The 19,623-nt window shown below is 63.3% G+C and carries 20 protein-coding genes; 18 read left to right on the top strand and 2 right to left on the bottom strand.

The window, feature by feature from the left end:
* Positions 1 to 135 precede the first annotated feature (135 nt).
* Positions 136 to 1,812, bottom strand: coding sequence for a purine-cytosine permease family protein (locus AC1DD5_RS09560; protein ID WP_442018060.1), 1,677 nt, complete (start codon positions 1,810 to 1,812; stop codon positions 136 to 138).
* A 208-nt stretch (positions 1,813 to 2,020) separates the two neighbouring features.
* On the opposite strand from AC1DD5_RS09560, the gene bioB reads away from it, so the two are divergent.
* The 7 genes from bioB to AC1DD5_RS09525 are packed head-to-tail and all read left to right on the top strand — an operon-like array spanning position 2,021 to position 8,129.
* Positions 2,021 to 3,046: a biotin synthase BioB gene (gene bioB / locus AC1DD5_RS09555; protein ID WP_477521246.1), complete on the top strand. Its 1,026-nt coding sequence runs from the start codon at positions 2,021 to 2,023 to the stop codon at positions 3,044 to 3,046.
* Positions 3,043 to 3,306 carry a biotin synthase auxiliary protein BsaP gene (gene bsaP, locus AC1DD5_RS09550; protein ID WP_477521245.1) on the top strand — a complete coding sequence of 88 codons (264 nt, stop codon included), beginning with the start codon at positions 3,043 to 3,045 and terminating at the stop codon, positions 3,304 to 3,306. Before bioB ends, bsaP begins: the two co-directional genes overlap by 4 nt.
* Positions 3,303 to 4,631, top strand: coding sequence for an adenosylmethionine--8-amino-7-oxononanoate transaminase (locus AC1DD5_RS09545; protein ID WP_477521244.1), 1,329 nt, complete (start codon positions 3,303 to 3,305; stop codon positions 4,629 to 4,631). The genes bsaP and AC1DD5_RS09545 overlap by 4 nt, the downstream gene beginning before the upstream one ends.
* Positions 4,632 to 4,639: 8 nt before the next feature.
* Positions 4,640 to 5,821 carry an 8-amino-7-oxononanoate synthase gene (locus AC1DD5_RS09540; protein WP_477521279.1) on the top strand — a complete coding sequence of 394 codons (1,182 nt, stop codon included), beginning with the start codon at positions 4,640 to 4,642 and terminating at the stop codon, positions 5,819 to 5,821.
* The gene (bioD, locus tag AC1DD5_RS09535; protein ID WP_477521243.1) at positions 5,818 to 6,501 is read left to right on the top strand and encodes a dethiobiotin synthase; all 684 of its coding nucleotides are present in this window, start codon (positions 5,818 to 5,820) and stop codon (positions 6,499 to 6,501) included. The genes AC1DD5_RS09540 and bioD overlap by 4 nt, the downstream gene beginning before the upstream one ends.
* Entirely contained in the window at positions 6,498 to 7,628 is a 1,131-nt protein-coding gene (locus tag AC1DD5_RS09530) for a cytochrome P450 family protein (RefSeq protein WP_477521242.1), read from the top strand. Before bioD ends, AC1DD5_RS09530 begins: the two co-directional genes overlap by 4 nt.
* A 27-nt stretch (positions 7,629 to 7,655) precedes the next feature.
* Positions 7,656 to 8,129, top strand: coding sequence for a very short patch repair endonuclease (locus tag AC1DD5_RS09525; protein WP_477521241.1), 474 nt, complete (start codon positions 7,656 to 7,658; stop codon positions 8,127 to 8,129).
* On the opposite strand, the gene AC1DD5_RS09520 is transcribed toward AC1DD5_RS09525, so the two are convergent.
* Positions 8,093 to 8,281, bottom strand: coding sequence for a hypothetical protein (locus AC1DD5_RS09520; protein WP_477521240.1), 189 nt, complete (start codon positions 8,279 to 8,281; stop codon positions 8,093 to 8,095). The two genes, AC1DD5_RS09525 and AC1DD5_RS09520, sit on opposite strands and share 37 nt — an antisense overlap.
* 180 nt (positions 8,282 to 8,461) lie before the next feature.
* Here AC1DD5_RS09520 and AC1DD5_RS09515 point away from each other — a divergent pair, with 180 nt between their 5' ends.
* From AC1DD5_RS09515 to AC1DD5_RS09465, 11 genes are all read left to right on the top strand, one after another.
* Positions 8,462 to 8,842, top strand: coding sequence for an Hpt domain-containing protein (locus AC1DD5_RS09515; RefSeq protein ID WP_477521239.1), 381 nt, complete (start codon positions 8,462 to 8,464; stop codon positions 8,840 to 8,842).
* Between the two features lie 89 nt (positions 8,843 to 8,931).
* Positions 8,932 to 9,531 (top strand): helix-turn-helix domain-containing protein, encoded by a 600-nt coding sequence (locus tag AC1DD5_RS09510; RefSeq protein ID WP_442002461.1) that lies wholly within the window; start codon positions 8,932 to 8,934, stop codon positions 9,529 to 9,531.
* Positions 9,532 to 9,694: 163 nt separating this feature from the next.
* Positions 9,695 to 11,023, top strand: coding sequence for an MFS transporter (locus AC1DD5_RS09505; protein WP_477521238.1), 1,329 nt, complete (start codon positions 9,695 to 9,697; stop codon positions 11,021 to 11,023).
* A gap of 10 nt (positions 11,024 to 11,033) precedes the next feature.
* Positions 11,034 to 12,398: an FAD-dependent oxidoreductase gene (locus AC1DD5_RS09500; RefSeq protein ID WP_442002459.1), complete on the top strand. Its 1,365-nt coding sequence runs from the start codon at positions 11,034 to 11,036 to the stop codon at positions 12,396 to 12,398.
* A complete protein-coding gene (locus AC1DD5_RS09495; RefSeq protein WP_477521237.1) occupies positions 12,395 to 13,663 on the top strand; it encodes a CaiB/BaiF CoA transferase family protein in 1,269 nt (422 codons plus the stop codon). Before AC1DD5_RS09500 ends, AC1DD5_RS09495 begins: the two co-directional genes overlap by 4 nt.
* Positions 13,660 to 14,481 carry an enoyl-CoA hydratase-related protein gene (locus tag AC1DD5_RS09490; RefSeq protein ID WP_477521236.1) on the top strand — a complete coding sequence of 274 codons (822 nt, stop codon included), beginning with the start codon at positions 13,660 to 13,662 and terminating at the stop codon, positions 14,479 to 14,481. Before AC1DD5_RS09495 ends, AC1DD5_RS09490 begins: the two co-directional genes overlap by 4 nt.
* A 94-nt stretch (positions 14,482 to 14,575) precedes the next feature.
* On the top strand, positions 14,576 to 15,526 hold the full coding sequence (locus AC1DD5_RS09485; protein ID WP_477521235.1) for a dihydrodipicolinate synthase family protein: 951 nt from the start codon (positions 14,576 to 14,578) through the stop codon (positions 15,524 to 15,526).
* The gene (locus AC1DD5_RS09480) at positions 15,526 to 16,344 is read left to right on the top strand and encodes an SDR family oxidoreductase (RefSeq protein ID WP_477521234.1); all 819 of its coding nucleotides are present in this window, start codon (positions 15,526 to 15,528) and stop codon (positions 16,342 to 16,344) included. Before AC1DD5_RS09485 ends, AC1DD5_RS09480 begins: the two co-directional genes overlap by 1 nt.
* A 28-nt stretch (positions 16,345 to 16,372) precedes the next feature.
* The gene (locus tag AC1DD5_RS09475; protein ID WP_477521233.1) at positions 16,373 to 17,851 is read left to right on the top strand and encodes an aldehyde dehydrogenase family protein; all 1,479 of its coding nucleotides are present in this window, start codon (positions 16,373 to 16,375) and stop codon (positions 17,849 to 17,851) included.
* Positions 17,852 to 17,857: 6 nt separating this feature from the next.
* Complete coding sequence (fdxA, locus tag AC1DD5_RS09470; protein ID WP_477521232.1) at positions 17,858 to 18,160, top strand: ferredoxin; 303 nt, start codon at positions 17,858 to 17,860, stop codon at positions 18,158 to 18,160.
* Between the two features lie 505 nt (positions 18,161 to 18,665).
* Entirely contained in the window at positions 18,666 to 19,583 is a 918-nt protein-coding gene (locus AC1DD5_RS09465) for an NADP-dependent oxidoreductase (RefSeq protein ID WP_477521231.1), read from the top strand.
* Positions 19,584 to 19,623: the final 40 nt, after the last annotated feature.

Genomic DNA, 19,623 nt, shown 5'->3' with positions numbered 1-19,623 from the left:
TGCGCTCATCCTGTGCCATGCCTAATTCTAAGCATCCTGACTATTCGTGCGCAGCGCCAGCCCAAGTAGGTCGCAGATGAGCGCGTTTTGACGCCTCAGAACGCGCTCATCTGCGACCTACTTGGGTGAGGGCGACTACTTCTGGGCTGGCAGCACCAGTGCGCCCGACTTGTCCGTAGACAAGGCGAGGGAAGAGATGAAGCGGGGTTCGCCGTCGGGACCGTCCTGGCCTGAGCGGAGCATGTCCGGGCGTTCGAACTCAAGGCCGGTTACGTGGCAGAGGAGCTTCTCGTCGCTGGGGTTTCCATCGGCGTCGAACATGGGCAGATCAATTCCGTCGTCGGTGCGGCGGAGGTAGTAGCGGCCACGGGTCGCCAAAGCCAGGACCGGCGGAAGTACCAAAGCCAGGCCGACGGCGAAGATCGGCGAATACGGTTGGACTCCAACCCCGAAAGCCCCAAAGAAGACCGCGATGGAGATGCCTGCGGACACCAGCATGGACACGAAACCGACCGGGTTGACGGCGTAGAGCATGCCCCGGCGGAACTCAGGAACCTTGGGCGAGATCTTCAACAGGTACTTGTTGATCGCGATATCGGAGGCCACAGTGACCACCCAGGCCATGGCACAGTTGGCGTAAAAGCCAAGGATGGTGTTGAGGAACTCGAACATGTTCGACTCCATGAGGATCAACGCGATTACCAGGTTGACCACCACGAAGACCATACGGCCGGGGTAGGTCTTGGTGATGCGGGTGAACGAATTGGTCCAGGCAAGCGAGCCGGAATAGGCGTTGGTGACGTTGATCTTGATCTGCGAAATAACCACGAGCACAACTGCCAAGGACATAGCGAGCCAGGCCGGCATCATCTCCTGGTAGACGCCCAGGAACTGGTGGGCCGGTTCGTTGGCGTGGACGGAGGCGGCGGGATCGAGCCTGGCGATCAAGTAGATCGCAATGAACATGCCCACAATCTGCTTGATGGCACCGAAAATAACCCAGCCCGGTCCGGCAAGAATTACGGCACGCCACCAAGCACCCTTGTTCTCTGCCGTCTTGGGTGGCATGAAGCGCAAATAATCGATCTGCTCTGCGATCTGGGCCATCAGGGAAAGGCAAACGCCGGCAGCCAGCATCACCGAGGCGAGGTTGGTGCCGCCCTCGCCCGAAGCGCCGGGATAAGCAAAGAAGGCGTCGATGCTTTCAGGGTGTGAGAGCAGCAGGTAGCCGACGGGAACCACCATGAGCAGCAACCACAACGGGGTGGTCCAGACTTGCAAAGTAGCAAGGGTCTTCATCCCGTAGATCACCAGCGGAATGATGATGATGGTGGACACGGCATACCCCAGCCATTGCGGGACGCCGAGCCCCAGTTGCAAGCCCTGGGCCATGATGGAGCCTTCGAGGGCAAAGAAGATAAAGGTGAAGGTCGCGAAAATGATGTTCGTGACCACTGAACCGTAGTAGCCAAAGCCTGACCCGCGGGTGATGAGGTCGAGGTCGATGTTGTAGCGGGCGGCGTAGTAAGCGAGCGGAAATCCCGTGGCGAAGATGATCACTGCTGCCACGATGATGCCGAAAATGGCATTCACGGTGCCGTAGGCGATGCCGATGTTGGCGCCGATTGAGAAGTCAGCCAGGTAGGCGATCCCGCCAAGGGCACTGGTCGCCACCACACCGGCGCTCCACTTCCGGTAAGAGCGCGGGGCGAACCGGAGTGTGTAATCTTCCAGGCTCTCCTTCGCTGCGCTCATCGCATCGGCGTTCCCCGCCGTCGTAGCTCTTTGGGTGTCTGTCAGAACGTCGCTCATCCGTGCTCACTTTCGAAATTCGTGGTCGGTGCTTCGCCAACGACGCTAGTCACGCAGCGGGTCAAATCAGTCACAACGATGTTTCACAGCTGTAACTTCTGCACCAGCCGTCTCGCCCAGGATCCATAAAGGCGCTCCAAAATCCCTAGCACCCCTTTGTACGGACCCCACAAAATCGCGATGCGCGCCCGCGGATACCGTCAAGTTCATGACGACCCAAACAACCCAAGAGGCCACTGCCTCCGCCATCCTGGACATCGCACGCGAGCAGGTCCTTGAACGCGGTGAAGGCCTCAACGAAGCCCAGCTTGTTGAGATCCTCCAACTTCCTGACGAAGAGATTCCGGCCGCCATGCAACTCGCCCACGAGGTCCGGCTGAAGCACTGCGGCGAGGACGTCGAGGTTGAGGGCATCATTTCCATCAAGACCGGCGGCTGCCCCGAGGACTGCCACTTCTGCAGCCAGTCCGGCCTGTTTGATTCCCCTGTCCGCGGCGTGTGGTTGGACATCCCCGAGCTGGTGAAGGCCGCCAAGGAAACAGCCGCCACCGGTGCCACCGAGTTCTGCATCGTCGCAGCAGTGCGTGGCCCCGACATCAAGCTCATGAACCAGATCAAGTTCGCGATCGACCGCATCAACGAGGAAGTTGATATCAACATCGCGTGCTCCCTGGGGATGTTGACCCAGCGCCAGGTTGACCAGCTGGCCGAGTGGGGCGTCCACCGCTACAACCACAACCTCGAAACCGCCCGGAGCTACTTCCCCGAAGTCGTCACCACGCACAGCTACGAGGAACGGCTGGACACCTGCAACATGGTCAAGGCCGCCGGCATGGAATTGTGCTGCGGTGCCCTGATCGGCATGGGTGAAACCCTGGAGCAGCGGGCCGAACTCGCCGCCCAGCTGGCCGCCTTGGAACCGCATGAAGTTCCGCTGAACTTCCTCAATCCGCGTCCGGGAACGCCGCTGGAAAACCAGGGCATCATGGACGGCAAGGACGCCCTCCGCGCCATCGCCGCCTTCCGGCTCGCCATGCCACGGACAGTGCTCCGCTACGCTGGCGGCCGCGAACTGACCCTAGGCGACCTCGGCACCCGCGAAGGCCTGCTCGGCGGCATCAACGCCGTGATCGTCGGCAACTACCTCACCACACTGGGCCGCCCCGCCACCGCCGACCTCAACCTCCTGGTGGAGCTCAACATGCCCATCAAGGAACTCCAGAAGTCGCTATGACCGCGCTAGGCGCCATGCAGGCGGAATACTGTGGGCACTGCGGCGGGACTGTTAGCCAAGGCACCGCTGATAAAGGCACCAACGGCGAGCGCCCGACGTCGGACCCGCACCCGACGTCGGACCCGCACCAGGGCTGCCATCAACGGTTGGCGATGGAGCCGCCCCGCTATTGCACGCAGTGCCGCCGCCGGATGAAGGTTCAGGTGACGCCGCTGGGGTGGTCGGCGGAGTGCTCGCGCCATGGACGGGTGTCCCGATGAGTTCGCTGATCGAGCGGGACCGGGCGAGCCTGTGGCATCCTTATGCTCCGGCGTCCGGGACGCTGCCGCTCTGGGAAGTTGAAGCGGCCGACGGCGTGGCGCTGCGGCTTCGGGACGAGGACGGCCGCACGCATGAGGTACTGGATGCGATGTCGTCGTGGTGGTCCGTGATCCATGGGTACCGCCATCCTGTGCTGGACGCCGCGGTTCAGCGCCAGTTGGGCAGCTTCAGCCATGTGATGTTCGGCGGATTGACGCATCAGCCTGCCGTGGATCTTGCGGAGAACCTGTTGGCTTTGGCACCGGGCGAGCCTGGCCGCCAACTGGAGCGCGTGTTCCTGGCTGATTCCGGTTCCATCTCGGTGGAGGTGGCGCTGAAGCTGGCGGTGCAGTTCCAGACGGCTTCCGGACGTCCAGGACGGCAGCGTTTCCTGACGGTCCGCGGTGGCTATCACGGCGACACGTTCGCGGCGATGGGCGTTTGTGATCCCGTTGACGGTATGCATTCCGCGTTCCCCGGTTTGCTGGCGCGCAACGTCTTTGCGCCGCGTCCCCCAGCCGCGGCGACTGCCACGCCAACAACTATCAGTGAGTGGCGATCGTCTGTTGAGGTGCTGGCCCGTGAGCATTCCGATGAGCTCGCGGCCATCATCGTGGAACCTGTCCTGCAGGGAGCCGGCGGGATGTTCATCTACCCGGCCGAGTGTGTGCGGATCCTCCGTGAGATAGCTGATGCCCACGGCTTGCTCCTCATCCTGGACGAGATCGCCACGGGCTTCGGGCGAACGGGAGAGTTATTCGCGGCGAACCATGGCGGCGTTGTTCCGGACATCCTGTGCGTCGGCAAGGCCCTTACGGGCGGGTACATGACGCTGGCTGCGACGTTGTGCACAGGCGAGCTGGCCCGGGTGGTCTCCAGCGGTGGTGCGGGTGCGCTGCTCCACGGCCCGACGTTCATGGGCAACCCGCTCGCCTGTGCCGTGGCCAACGCGAGCCTCGGACTGCTGCGGGACGGCAATTGGCGCGCAGACGTTGAGCGCGTAGGCGCAGGTCTGACGGAAGGATTGGCCCCGGCGTTGGGGCTCGACGGCGTTATGGACGTACGTACTATCGGCGCGGTTGGCGTCATTGAGTTGGCGGACGCGGTGGACGGCGCTGCCGTGACCCGCGCTGCGATCGAGCACGGCGTGTGGGTCCGTCCATTCCGCAACCTTGTCTATACGATGCCGCCGTACATCAGCTCGACCTCCCACATCAGGACCATCACCGCTGGGATGGTTGCGGCAGTCTCCGCGGCCGCAGACAGGCTGGGGGCCAGAGCATGAGCGTCTCCATGACCGCCTGGTTGGAGCAACAGGCAGAGGTCCGCGAGCGCCGTGGGCTGGTCCGGAACCCGACGGTGCGTGGCCCGCAGGCCGCCTCGGGCAAAGAAGACGGACACCGCCTGATGATCGACCTCGCCAGCAACGATTACCTGGGCCTGTCTACGGATCCGCGCCTGGCGGAGGCTGCCGCGGACGCGATCAGGCGCTGGGGCACTGGCGCTGCATCATCCCGGCTGGTCACCGGCACCACGGAACTGCATCTTGAGTTGGAGCACCACCTTGCCCTGTTCACGGGAGCGGAGGCTGCGTTGGTGTTCTCCTCCGGCTACCTCGCAAATCTGGGTGTCACCACGGCTTTGGGTGGTCCCGGAACGTTGATTGTGGCGGACGAGCACTGTCATGCCTCGTTGATCGATGGTTTTAGGCTGAGCCGCTCCGAAGTGCGGGAATTCAAGCACAATGACGCTGCGGACGCGGCACGCCTCCTGGAAGGACGGACACAGCCGCGGGCCTTGGTGGTTGTTGAGTCCATCTACAGCGTCGGTGGCGACGCTGCTCTACTGCAAGAGCTGTTCAACCTCGCCCAGGAACACGACGCCGTATTGCTGATCGACGAGGCCCACAGCCTGGGCGTTGCCGGCGTCGGCCCGTTTCAAGGGCGCGGCGCGGTGGCTGGCACCAGCCTGGCGGACCATCCGGGCGTCGTCCGCACGGCCACCCTGTCCAAAGCCTTGGGCAGCCAAGGTGGGGCCGTGCTTGGTTCAAGCCTGTTGCGAGAGCACTTGGTAAACCGTTCGCGGAGCTTCATTTTCGACACCGCGTTGGCCCCACCCGCGGCGGCTGCTGCCTTGGCCGCCGTCGGAATCATCCAGCAGGAACCCTGGCGCGCCGCGGCCGTCCATCACAACGCAGCCGCTCTCGCCGCCCAACTGCAGCCCAGGCTGGGACGCTCAGCCGCCGTCGAGCGTTCTGCCGGAGCAGTTCAATCCATCCCCATGCCTTCAGCGGAGGCGGCCTTGGCTGCGAGGCACGCCGCGTATGCTGCCGGCGTCCAGGTGGGCTGTTTCCGTCCACCTTCAGTGCCGGACGGCGTCTCCCGCCTGCGGCTCACAGCCCGGGCAAACCTGACCCCCACCGACCTCGACCACGCCTGCTCAGTGCTGCGCGACATCCTGGAGCGAACCTCATGAAACTTCCCCGCATCATCCTGGTGACCGGTACTGATACCGGCGTCGGGAAGACCATTACGACGGCGGCACTCGCCGCAGCGCTTAAGCAGCGCGGCTGCTCGGTAGCGGTCTACAAGCCCTGCCAAAGCGGCAACGTCGACGGCGATTCGGACTGTGCGGAAGTGGTGCGGCTCGCCGGCCCGCTCACGGCCGAGGCCGGCATCGTCCTGGAACAGCCGCTGGCCCCCGTCCCCGCTGCTGCCTGTGACGAAGTGGCGCTGCCGCAGCTTGCTTCGCATGCCCAGCGAATCCGCGCACTGGCCAACACCCATGACCACGTCCTTGTGGAAGGTGCCGGCGGAGTGCTGGTGGAGTTGGACCACGACGGCGGGACGCTGGCTGACCTCGGAACACTCCTTGGCGATTCGGCTGGCTTCGCCGTGGTGGCGCGGCCGTCATTAGGCACCCTGAACCACACGGCGCTGACGCTCGAAGCCCTCGATCGGAGGGGCTTGCCGGTGGTGGGTGTAGTGCTTGGCAGCTGGCCAGCGGTCCCTGGCGCCGTGGAACGTAGCAACCGTGCCACCATCTCGGACTGGCCCGTACCACTGCTGGGTGCCATCCGGAACGAAGCCGCCGGAATGGATCCCACAGTGTTCCGCGAACAGGCAGCCTCTTGGCTTGAAGGGGTGCCGGCATGAGCACCATCACCACATGCCCCTACAAGGTGCTGCGCGATCCGGATACAGTCCGCGAGGTCCTTCACCGGCCTGGCGACTTCACCCCAGCCAACGCACTCCTGGCGGTGACGCCACTGAGCGGGCAGGCCCTCCGCGTCCTGCAGAAGGCGCGGTTCGCCCTTCCACCCGTCCTTGCCAGCAACCACTCCCCGTCGCACGCCGCTATCCGCAAGGTAGTTGCGGGCTTCTTCACTCCCGCCAAAGTCGCTGCCATGGAACCCCGCATCCGGCAGCTCTCCCTAGAGTCAGCCGCCGGCGCAGCCCAGCTCCTCAGCTCGGCAGGAAGCGTTGACTTGGTGCAGGCAGTGGCCGCCTATCCCCCGGCAGTCATCATGCTGGAAATGCTGGGCCTTCCGGTCCGCGACCTTCCACAATTAAAGGCGTGGAGCCTGGATTCCCTTGAGCTGTTCTGGGGATGGCCGGATCCCGAACGGCAACTCGAGCTGGCCCACACCGCGGCCGACTTCTACACCTGGCTGCGGGAGCTGGTACTTGAAGCCGTTTCCGCCCCGGAGCCTAACCTTTTCAGGGCACTCGCAGACCATGGGCTCAGCACGCCGGAGATCTGTTCCTTGGGTTACTTCCTGCTCATCGCTGGCCAGGAGACCACCACGCAGCTCATCAGCACCACTCTCTTCCGGCTGGCCGAGGGCTCCCGGGGAATTTCCTGGGACGAAGCCTCCTCCAATGCCAAGGCGCGGGACATTGTTCGGCATGTGCTGGCCACTGAATCTTCTGTGCCTACCTGGCGGAGGGTGGCCGCACGCGATACCGAGCTCAACGGCGAGCCAATCCTTGCAGGGGAAGAAATCCTGGTGGAGCTGACGGGGAACCACGGCTTTCCGTGGGCCGCCGGGGAATCTTCCGGGGAAGGGGCCGACCATCAGGGACCCACACCCTACGGCCTGGCTTTTGGCTCAGGAATCCATCGCTGCCTAGGTGCGAAACTCGCCGAACTGGAGGCCGCCGTCGTGGTTCACGAGACTACCGCGGCACTCAAGGGTGTTCGACTCGGGGACCCCAACCCCGAATGGCTCCGGCTGCTGTCCTTCCAAGCTCCCCGGACGGTCAACGTCACCCACCCCTAGCGAATTTGGGTAGGTAGGCTGGACTGTATGGGCGAGAGCCGGGACTTGCTGACGCCTGAGCAGCGCAGCCGAAACATGTCGAGGATCCGGGGCAAAAACACCAAGCCCGAGTTACTGGTCCGGAAACTCCTGCATGCCAAGGGATACCGCTACCGGCTGCACGGGCAGGCTGGTGGGACCAAGCTGCCGGGCCGCCCGGATTTGGTGTTCTCCGGCCGCCACAAGGTCATTTTCGTCAACGGCTGCTTCTGGCACTTCCATGATTGCAAGGTTGGCCTGCACTCCCCCACTGCCAATGCGGAGTTCTGGGAGACGAAGCGCACGCGGACCCGTGAACGCGATCTCGCACAGAGAAAAGAACTGAACACGGCCGGTTGGGAGGTGCTGACGGTGTGGGAGTGCGAGCTGCGGGACAGCTCAGTCCTCGAAGAACGGCTGACAGCGTTCTTGGAGGGCAGAACGCTCTACGGGGTGGCCGAACCAGCGGATTCGGCCGAGTGATCGGCGGTGGTTCGGGAGCCCTGCTCCCACAACGCATACGCTGACGTTCCACCGATTCCCAGCAGCACCGTCAGGCAAAAAACGATGATGACCATGAGACCCAGGGAGGGTCGAACACCACCGTTCATGCTGATTTCCAATCCTCTGTCCACGCCTTGATCCCCCGATTCAGCAATTATTCAAGTACTTTTACTTACTTTCAGCGGCTTCGATCAAGACTCCCTCTGAGTCCGCTCAAGATTGGATCAAGCTTTCGATTTCAGGCGTTGCGATACTTCCCCGGGACCTACTGTTGAATCGTGAATCTATTGTTCGGAGGCGGGAGGGGTTTGGTGTCTGAGTATGACGAGTGCACAGACTCACTGGTTGATCCCACCGCCCTCACCGAACTCCAGGCAGAACTTGGCGGAGACAAATCCATCGTCAGCACGTTCGTCCGCAACTACGTAGATCTCCTGCCATGGCGGGTTGACCGCCTGCATCACGCACTGAACAACCTGGACATGGAAGATGCCATGGACGCCGTGCTGAGCCTGAAGACATCAAGCCACATGGTGGGCGCAATCTGCATGCGCCGCTTGGCCACGGAACTGGAGATCAGCATCAGGCTCCTCCCCAACGCCGGGCATCTTCAGGAACTCAGGCCGCAAGTGCAGATGATCGAGGCCTTCGTGTTCGGCACGATTTGCGAACTCCAACCCTCACTTTCCTAAAGATCTTCACGAAAATAAAGAAAACCATTGACTCGCTAAAAATCTTCACTATAGTTGTGTGAGTTAGCTCACCAACGAAGGATGCGGCAATGACTACCGAGACTCCTGCACCGCCAGCCACCAGCGAACTGCTGGCAACTGTGGGGAACAAGGTGCGCACCATGCGCAAGGCAAAGGGCCTGACCCTCGCCCAACTCTCGGACATCACCGGCCTCAGCCAGGCGATCGTCAGCCAAATCGAACGCGGAATGGCCAACCCTTCCTTCACCACGCTGGCCCAGTTGGCCCACGGCCTGGATATCCCTGTAGGGAGATTCTTCATTGGCCAGGACCAATCCAGCTCACCCGTGGTCCGCAGATCCGATCGACGCAACCTGAAGAACGTCACCCGCGAATCCGTGGGCGAAGCCGTACACGAACTGCTGACCCCCAACCGCGACGGAAGCATCGAAGCGCAGTGGATCAGCACGCCCCCAGGGCACGACACCAGCGCAACCCCTTTTACCCACAGCGGTGAAGAGTTCTGCTACATCATCTCCGGCCGTAAGGACGTCTATCTGGACGGCGTCTGCTACAGCCTCGAAGAGGGCGACTCGATCACCTACTCCTCAGAGATCCCCCACTGGTACAAGAACAGCTACGAAGAGGTATGCGTAGCCATCTGGGTCAACGCACCACACGCGTGGTAACACTGCTGCCCCTCAACGGCGCCAGCGTTTTCCCTTAACTGTCCGGACACGAACCGTGGCCGCAGACAATCCTTGCCACTTTCGCACAACACGCCTCCTCCAACAGGCGTTCCTGCGTCATACCCTCCCACGCCCTCCGGGGCGTCAGCGTAAGGACACTTCCATGCTCAACACCCAAACGACGGACAACGCCGTCCCGTCACAAAGCACCAGCCACTCCTCCCCCGCCAACGCAAAGTTCACTCCCCAGGTCCGCAAAGGACTGCTGGGCCTGGGCCTCGGCAACGCCCTTGAATGGTACGACTGGATGGTCTTCGGCCTCCTGTCAGCCTTCATCGGACCGAACTTCTTCCCCAACACCGAGCCACTCTCCGCCACGTTGAACGCACTGGCCGTGTTCGCCGTCGGGTTCGCCTTCCGCCCCCTTGGCGGCATACTGCTGGGGACGCTTGCCGACCGGATCGGCCGGCGTCGGGTCATGCTCTTGTCCATCATGCTCATGGCCGGCACCACGCTGGTCATTGCCATCACGCCCAACTACGCCACCATCGGCGCCTGGGCCGGCGTCATCCTGCTGGTGTGCCGCGTCCTGCAAGGTATCTCCACAGGAATCGAAGCCCCGCTCTCCACCTCCCACGCTGTAGAGCTCGCCCCGGAAGGCCGCGAAGGCTACGTGGCCGGCATCATGTCCTTCTACGTGAACATCGGCATCCTGTTGGCCTCGCTGGTGAGCTTCCTCTGCAGCCTTGTCCTCGGCGGCGCAGCCATGGCCGATTGGGGCTGGCGTGTGCCGTTCATCATCGGCGCTGCCTTCGGTTTTGTGGTTCTCTACCTCCGCCGCTCCCTGCCGGAAACCCTCAAGGCCGAGGAAATGGCCACGAACACTCCACGTGCCGTGTGGTCCGGAGTCCGTAAGCACTGGCTCTCCGTCCTTGCCATCATCTTCGTGGTGGGCGCAGCACAGGCCTACAACTACGCCTGGAACGTTGGCCTTCCCACCGCAGCCCGCAGCGGTTTCAAGGAAGATCCCACCGCGGTCTTCGCCCTCACCACCATCCTGGCCGTCATCCTCGTAGTGGGCAGTTGGATCATCGGCAAGCTGGCCGACGGCAAAGCAATGTCCCGCTGGTTCCTGGTGACCCGCATCCTCGCCATCCCGTCCGTGTTCCTCATGCTGATGTACGTCCAGCCAGGCATTGGCGGATTCGCCGCAGTCCTCCTGGGCGGCTCAATCGTCCTGGTGCTGAACATGACCCTTTACAACGTGGTCAGCTCATCCCTGATGCCCAAGAACATCCGCGGCACCGGTGTGGCCCTGGGCTATGGCATCGGCGTAGCCCTGTTCGGCGGCACCGCTTCCTACCTTCTGGTCTGGTTCCAGTCCCTGAACCTCACCTGGATCTTCCCGGTCTACGTGGCCGTCCTCTCCATCCTCAGCATCGTTTTCTACCTCGCCGCACGCCGCTCCAACGGCATCTTCGTCGGAAAGTAAGGAACCTCCCATGAATACCCTTGAACTCAGCACTACGACGGCGGACCTTACCGCCCCGGTCATCTCACGATCCGACGTCCTGGTAGTCGGCGGTGGTCCCGCAGGCGTCGCCGCGGCGGTTACCGCTGCCCGCTCGGGAGCCAAAGTCACGCTCCTGGAACGCTACTCATCCCTGGGCGGCCTGGCCTCCGGTGGCATGGTCCTGGTTCTCGATGACATGATCAACGGCCAGGAAATCACCGTCACGGGCATCGTCTCCGAGTACGTGGAGCGCTTGCAGAAGCTTGGCCTGGCAATCGTCCCGCCCGCCGATGACCGCAAAACGTCCGAGGAACTCTGGAACAAGTGGGGCCGCTACGGCACCTTCGATTTCCACTCCCACACCAACCCCAAGCCCATCTGTTACGCAGCGGCTTTCGATCCCGACGGCTGGAAGCGCGTCTCCAACGACCTCGTTCGCGAGGCTGGCGTGGACCTCCGACTGCACTCCTGGTTCTCCCGTCCCATCGTGGACAACGGCGTGATCAAGGGCGTCATCTGCGAAACGAAACTGGGCCCGCAGGCCTTCATGGCCGACGTCGTGATCGACACCACCGGTGACATTGACGTCGCCTCGCGCGCCGGCGCCAGCTATGCCAAGGACAACTACCTCACCACGCTGGTCTTCCGCCTCGGCAATGTGAACACCAAGGCAGCCGAAGCCTTCGAACAGGCCAACCCCAAGGAAGCGCGGGCCATCAACCGCAAGATCAAGCGCCTCCTCGGCGGCGCGTGGGAACTCTGGTGGCTCAAGACCCCCATCGACGGCGTGGTCTGGTGCAACGCTCCGCACATGAGCGGATTCGACGGCGTTGACCCGGCGGACATGACTGCCGCTGAGTTCGCAGCCAGGGACCGCATCTCCGAGGCCGTGGAATACGTCCGCGCCAACCTGCCTGGCTTCGAAAACTGCTACATGCTGGACGTCGCCTCCCAAATGGGCGTCCGCCAAACCCGCCTCCTGCAAGGCGAGTACGTCATGACCAAGGACGACGTCACCCAGCGCCGCCACTTCGCGGACACCGTTGCCCGCGGCCGTGACTACTACTACCCGTACCGCTCGCTGCTCCCCAAGGAAGTGGACCAGCTCCTGGTCGCCGGCCGCCACTACTCCGCCACCCCGGAGGCACAGAAAATGTCGCGCGAGATCCCGCCCTGCATGGCAATGGGCCAGGCCGTCGGCGTTGCAGCGGCCCTCGCCGTAGAAAACAACGTGTTGGTCCGAGACGTCTCCGCGCTGGATATCCAGCAGGGCATGCGCCGGCATGGTGCAGACCCGGGCGACGTCCCGTCGTCGAACGCTAGCGTCGACGTAACCACGGCGGTGCCGGCATGAGCACCGTCCTCCTCGATCAGACTGAAAGCACGACGCCGGCACCCACCGCCGCTGCCACCGGCACCACAGCTGCGGCGGCAGTTACCCCGCTGCCGCTGGACGGCATCAAGATCGTGGACTTCACCCAGGTGTTCATGGGCCCCTCCTGCACCCAACTACTGGGCGATTACGGTGCGGACATCATCAAGGTGGAACGCCCCGGCGCAGGCGACATTTCACGCAATTCCTTCCCCGACCAGGACGGCCAGGACAACCCGATCTTCCTGTCCATCAACCGGAACAAGCGCAGCGTCTCCGTGGACACGCGCACAGACGAAGGGCGCGAGGTGCTGCACCGGCTCATAGCTGATGCAGACGTTGTGGTCAGCAACTTCCGCTCCGGAGTCATGGAACGGATGGGCTTCGGCTACGAGGACCTGAAAGCTGCGAACCCGGGAATCATCTGGGCCTCTGGCACCGGTTTCGGTCCTGAGGGACCCTACGCGCATAAAGGTGGCCAGGACGCGATCGCGCAAGCGTATTCCGGAGTGATGTGGCGCCGGGAATCCGATGACGCCAAGCCCTCCATCTACCCCACCACCCTGTGCGATTACATCACCGGCATGCACCTCATGCAGGGCATCCTTCTGGCGCTGCGCACACGCGAGGCATCGGGAGTGGGCCAGAAGGTGGAGGTGACCATGTACGACTCCATGCTGCACCTGCAGATGCAGGAAGCGTGCATGCAGCTCAACCGTGGCTACGAGGTCAACTGGGGTGCGATGCCGCTGAGCGGTGTCTTCGAAACCACCGACGGCGCCGTGTGCATGGTGGGTGGTTTCACGCCCGATCCCCTGGCCAGGATTTCTGAAGCGCTTGGCCTGGACGAGGACCTCACCCAGCGTCCCGAGTTCGCCAACCTGGAGCAGCAGTTCAAGAACAAGCCCGCGCTGCAGGCCATCTTCCGCGAGCGCATCGCCACCAATACCACCGAGTATTGGACCCACCAGCTTGAGGAGCAGGGGCTGCTCAACGCTCCCGTCCACACTCTGGAACAGGCACTGGCGGATGCGCAAACAGAGGCCAACGGGATGATCGTGGAGGCAGAGCACCCCGGCATCGGCACTGTCCGTATGCTGAACGCTCCCATCCGGCTCTCCGCTACACCGCCCACTATCCGCCGCGCCGCACCGCGACTTGGTGAGCACAATGTGGAGGTCCTGCTGGAGAACGGCTTCGACCAAGAGGCGATCGAGCGCCTGCAGCAGCTGGGTGTGTTGCGATGACGGCGACAGCAGTTCAAGCACCAGTTGAGGCGCCGGTTGATACCGTCACTCTGACCATCGAGAACCACGTGGCGACGGTGGTCATCGATCGTCAACACGTCCTCAACGCCGTGGATGCCGCCACGCATGCACGGCTCAACGAGATCTGGGCGCAGCTTGAGCAGGACCCGTCCGTACGTGCGGTTGTCATCACCGGTGCTGGGTCCCGTGCCTTCTGCGTTGGTGCCGACATGTCGGCATCGGCCGTGGACAAGACCGGCCTGGAGTATTGGGCCGGCCTGGACCCCAACGGCTTCGGCGGCCTGAGCCTGCGCACCAGCTTGGACGTCCCTGTCATCGCCAAGGTCAACGGCTACGCCCTGGGCGGCGGCATGGAAATTGTGCTGGGTGCCGACATCGTGGTGGCAGCCGACACCGCGAAGTTCGGCTTGACGGAACCTCGCGTTGGGCGGTTGGCGCTCGACGGCGGCATCCACCAGTTGGTGCGGCGGATCCCGTATACCCAGGCCATGGGGATGCTCCTGACAGGCCGCAAGGCAGGCGCCGCCGAGATGCAATCCATGGGTCTTGTCAACGAGGTAGTTCCTGTTGAAGAGCTCGACGCCGCTGTGCAGCGTTGGGTGGACCAGGTCCTGGCGTGCGCACCCACTTCGGTCCGTGCCGTGAAGCAGATGGTCACGCAGACTTCCCATCTGACGGCCACCGAAGCCCGCGGCCTGCGACTGCCGGCTCTTATGGCGGCGCTGGACAGTGAAGACTCCGCTGAAGGAGTGCGCGCTTTCCAGGAAAAGCGCGCGCCGATCTGGCCGGGGCGTTGATTGGCTTAGTGATCCGGCAGGACCAATGACCTGACCTGCCACTGACCCGCCTCGCCAACAAAAACCATTTCAAAGGAAATAAAAGGAGATACCGATGCCGCCATCAGTCGCGCCCGAATCCCTAAACCATAAATCGTTGGCTCCGGGAGTGTGGGGCGTTGTTGCCACGCCATTCCAGGGCAGCACGCTGGACGTCGACCTGGACAGCTTGGCCGAACTCGTTGAGCACTACGAGTCCATCGGCGCCACGGGACTCACCGTGCTGGGAGTCTTCGGCGAAGCAGCCGCACTGACGGCTGAGGAACGCCAGCAAGTGCTGGAAACCGCCGTCGAATGCACCGCGCTGCCGTTGGTGGTGGGCGTGACGGCCCTGGCTACCCGGCCCGCCATTGAGGAAGTCCGGGCAGCCCAGGAGGTTGCCGGAGAACGCTTGGCAGCAGTGATGGTGCAGGCCAATTCGGCCAAGCCTGAGACGGTGATTGCGCATTTGGATGCCATCTTCCGGGCTACTGGCGCCAAGGTTGTTCTGCAGGATTATCCACTGGCAAGCGGCGTCAGCATTGCCACGCCTGCCCTGATCTCCGTAGTCACGGTCTGCGACTTCGTCATTGCTGTCAAGGCCGAAGCACCCCCCACCAGCGTCGCGATCGCGGAGCTGAGTGCCGCCGTCGGGGTTTCAGTCTTTGGTGGCCTCGGCGGGCAGGGACTGCTGGATGAACTGACGGCCGGCGCAGCAGGCGCAATGACTGGTTTCTCGTACCCCGAAGCCCTCATAGCTTGTGTGCGGGCATGGCAGCAAGAGGGCTATGAAGCAGCGCAGCGCGAACTGCTCCCCTATCTGCCGCTGATCAACTTCGAGCAGCAAGCGAAAGTGGCGCTGGCTATTCGCAAGGAATGCCTGCGCGAACGGGGACTCATCAAGGACTCCGGTGTTCGCGCCCCTGCAGCGGGCTTCCCCGAAGCCTTGCGCCGGAGTATGGCCACACATCTTCGTGAGGCAGCTGCTGCACTTGAAAATGCCGCCGCCCCGGCAAGGAGCTTCTGATGGATTTGGGAATTGCTGGCAAGACAGCCTTGGTGGCTGCATCCACTGGCGGGCTGGGTCTGGCCGTTGCCCGTGCTTTGGCTGCCGAAGGCGTGCGCGTAGCGATCGTGGGCCGTCGTCGGGACCGTGCCAAGGAGATCGTCGGTGAGCTGCAGGCCGCGTACGGGACTGATACTGCGGGCATCTCCACCAAGGGCTTCGACGCCGTGGCGATCGAGGCAGACCTGACCACGCCCGAGGGCATCGAATCGGCCGTGGAACAGACGGTCGCGGACTTGGGACCGATCGACATCCTGGTCCTCAACGGCCCAGGCCCCAAACCCGGTGCCGCAGCCACGCTGAGCTCCGATGACATCGCGGCGGCGTTTGATCTCCTGGTCAAACCGCAGCACGCCTTGGTTTCCCACGTGCTTCCGGGAATGCGTGAACGACGATGGGGCCGGATCCTGGCTATCGGATCCAGTGGCGTGACAGCCCCGCTTCCCAACCTCGCCGTCTCCAACACTGGACGGGCTGCCCTGGCCGGTTACCTCAAGACCCTCGCTGCCGAAGTTGCCCTGGACGAGGTCACCGTAAACCTGCTCCTGCCAGGCCGAATCGCCACCGATCGGGTCACCCAACTTGACCAGGCCGCCGCCAAGCGCCGCGGTACCACGCTCGAAGACATCCAGCTCGAATCCCGCAAGACCATCCCCGCCCGGCGCTATGGAGAACCTGCCGAGTTCGGTGCTGCTGCCGCCTTCCTGTGCAGCGCGCCGGCGTCGTACATCACCGGCGTCGCGCTCAGGTGCGACGGCGGCCTCATCCGCAGCCTCTAGCCTCCCCCTTAAATCCGATAGGAACATCATGACTTCCACAGCAGTTGACCCCCAGGCGATCACCGACCCGCAGACGATCACCGCCCAGCACCTCATCAATGGCCAATGGCTCGGCGACGCGGACACACAGCGAATGAATCCGGCCCGGCCAGGCGAAGTCGCAGCCCTCTCACCCAGCGGCACCGCCCAGGACGTGGATGCCGCCATCACTGCGGCCGTCGCAGCCCAGCCGTCATGGGCGGCCCTGCCCGCACCAGCCCGGGGCGCCATCCTCATCGCGGCCGGAAACCTGCTCAACGAGCGCCACCACGCCATCGCCGAGGACCTGGTCCGTGAGGAAGGCAAGACGCTCGCGGAGGCAAAGGGTGAGGTCAAGCGGGCCTCGGACGTGCTGCGCTTCTTCGGCTCGCTGGGCTGGGCAGCAACCGGCGAAGTCCTGCCCAGCGGCCTGCCGGACACCACCATCACGACGCGTCGGGAACCGTTAGGCGTGGTGGGACTCATTACCCCGTGGAACTTCCCCATCGCCATTCCGGCGTGGAAAACTGCGCCTGCCCTGATCAGCGGCAACGCCGTGGTGATCAAACCGGCCGAGCTCACTCCCTTGTCCACAACCCACCTGGCGCGCGCCCTACAGGATGCTGGACTGCCCGCCGGCGTGTTCAACGTGGTTCACGGGAAGGGACGCGTGGTGGGTGACGCGCTGGCCCGGGACCCCCGGATTGCCGGCTTGTCGTTCACGGGTTCCACCAATGTCGGCCTTGGACTGCAGGAGATCCTCAATGCCCGGCGCGCCCGCGTCCAGCTCGAAATGGGCGGCAAGAACGGTGTTTTGGTGCTGGACGACGCCGACCCCCGCAGGGCTGCGCAGGTAGTAGCGGCGGGCGCATTCGGCCTGACCGGCCAGGCGTGCACCGCAACGTCCCGCGTCTACGTGACGCCGGGTATCCGCTCCGCCTTCCTCGAGGCTTTGGTTCAGGAGGCCGCCGCCTACACCACCGGCGATGGACTTGATGGGGACGCCCGAATGGGCGCTGTGGTGAGCAGGCAGCAATTCGAGCAGGACCAGGCAGCGGTGCGTACCGCCGTCGAACGCGGGGCCACACTCCTGCACGGACAGCACGACGGCGACCCCGCCGGCGCGCTGTTCTTCCCGGCGGCGATTCTCACCGGACTGCCCTTCGACGACGCAGCCGTGACGGAAGAGATCTTCGGGCCAGTGGTGGCAGTTCTTGAGGTGGCCGACTATGAAGCAGGCTTGGCTGCGATCAACGATTCCCGCTACGGCCTCACCGCCGGCATCTGCACGGACTCCCTGGCCCTCGCCACGGACTTCGCTGCCCGCGCCCAAGCCGGCGTGGTGAAGATCAACCGACCCACTGCCGGGCTGGACCTGAACGTCCCCTTCGGCGGTGTGAAGGATTCCTCCACCAACACCTTCCGCGAGCAAGGCAGGTCCGCCCTGGACTTCTACACCTGGGGCAAGACCGTCTACACCGGTGTTTAGTGCGCCATGAGCTACGTGATCGCACAGCCCTGCGTAGATGTGAAGGACAAGGCGTGCATTGACGAATGCCCGGTGGATTGCATCGACGAGGGCGAACGCTCGCTCTACATCCACCCGTCCGAGTGCGTTGACTGCGGGGCATGCGATCCCGTGTGCCCCGTGGAGGCGATCTATTACGCGGACGATGTCCCTGACGAATGGGCAGACTACATCAGGGCGAACGCGGAGTTCTTCGAGGCGGATTTCTTGGAGGACGTGGGCCGCGATCATCCTGTGGCGATCGCGGAGCCTTTGCGGGTCGGCAGTTAGGCGGCGCCGAGGCTTAGCCAACATCGCGGGTGTGGAAGCCGTACCGATCAACGACGTGAAGGGGCGTCTTCAATGTCCAGATATGCCGTCATGCGTCCTCAAGGCGCGTCAGCAGCTCAGCATCATGACTCGTGACGAAATCAAGGCCTTCACTGATTTCATTTAGGCGTGCATGGCGCTGCAGAACCAACTCTGCCCCCTGCAACAGGAGCGGGGACTTGTACGTGTGTTCCTCTGCGGCCAACTTCTCCGGTCGTGGATCGAGATCTTCAGGGCAACCAGATTCGTAGACATAGCTCGATGGTACTGAAGCGGTACGGCACGAAACGGCTGAATATTGGGTTGGTGTGTCCACCAACCGGAGCAGGACGCCCTCGCAGTCGCGGCACCGGACCACGACACCAGAACCTTCCCGCCCGGGGTTCAGTCTCGGCAAAATAGTGGAAGGTAAAGCTACAAAAGTAAAACCGCCCTGTAGGCCAGGGTCGAGCACAGGGAGCTTTTGATGAAAGCAATTGTTGTGACAGATCAGTCCGCCGGTATGGCCGGGCTGAGGATGGCCGAACGGCCGGAGCCGTCGGCATCTATTAATGATGTCATTGTTGAGGTTCATGCCGCGGGATTCGTTCCGACTGAGGTCGGGTGGCCCTCGACCTGGACTGATCGAGCCGGACGGGATCGGACACCTTCCATCATTGGGCACGAGGTTGCCGGCGTCGTAACCTCGCTCGGCAACGGCACCACAGGGCTGACGGTGGGTCAACGCGTGTTTGGCCTTGCGGACTGGCACCGAGATGGGACCTTGGCGGAGTATGTGGCGATGGAGGCACGTAACCTTGCGCCGCTGCCGGGGGACGTCGACTTCACTGTTGGCGCGAGCCTGCCCATCTCTGGCTTGACCGCGTGGCAGGGGTTGTTTATCCATGGCCGCATCCAGTCGGGGCAGAGCCTTCTGGTGCACGGCGCGGCCGGGGCAGTCGGAACGATGGTGACTCAGCTGGCACGTGAGGCCGGCGCCTACGTCATCGGCACCGGACGCACCGGTGATCGGCAGAAGGCACTCGACTTCGGAGCGCACGAGTTCGTCGATCTCGCCAATGACAGCTTGCAAGGTATCAGCGGGGTTGACCTGGTTTTCGATGTGATCGGGGGCGACATCCAGAAGCAGTCAGCGGCCCTGATCCGGCCCGGCGGAACGCTGGTAAGCATCACCGGGCCGGTTGAATCCCGCCCTCGGGATGGTCTGGCAGTGGATTTCGTTGTCGAATCGGATCGTGCGCAGCTGGGTGAAATCGTCCAGCGAATCCGAGACGGACGATTGCGGACAAACATCGGAAACGTCGGAGAATTCGACGATGCGCTCAATGCCCTCAATCCTTCCGCGCGCCGGAATGGGAAGACGATCATCCAGGTGCGTCCATAGGTTGCAGCCTGTCTATGATTGAGCTTGGAGGGCTCCGCCT

The sequence above is a fragment of the Paenarthrobacter sp. 10L420 genome, from assembly GCF_056395385.1.
The sequence above is the reverse complement of the archived record's forward strand: the minus strand, read 5'-3'. Positions and strand labels throughout refer to the sequence as shown.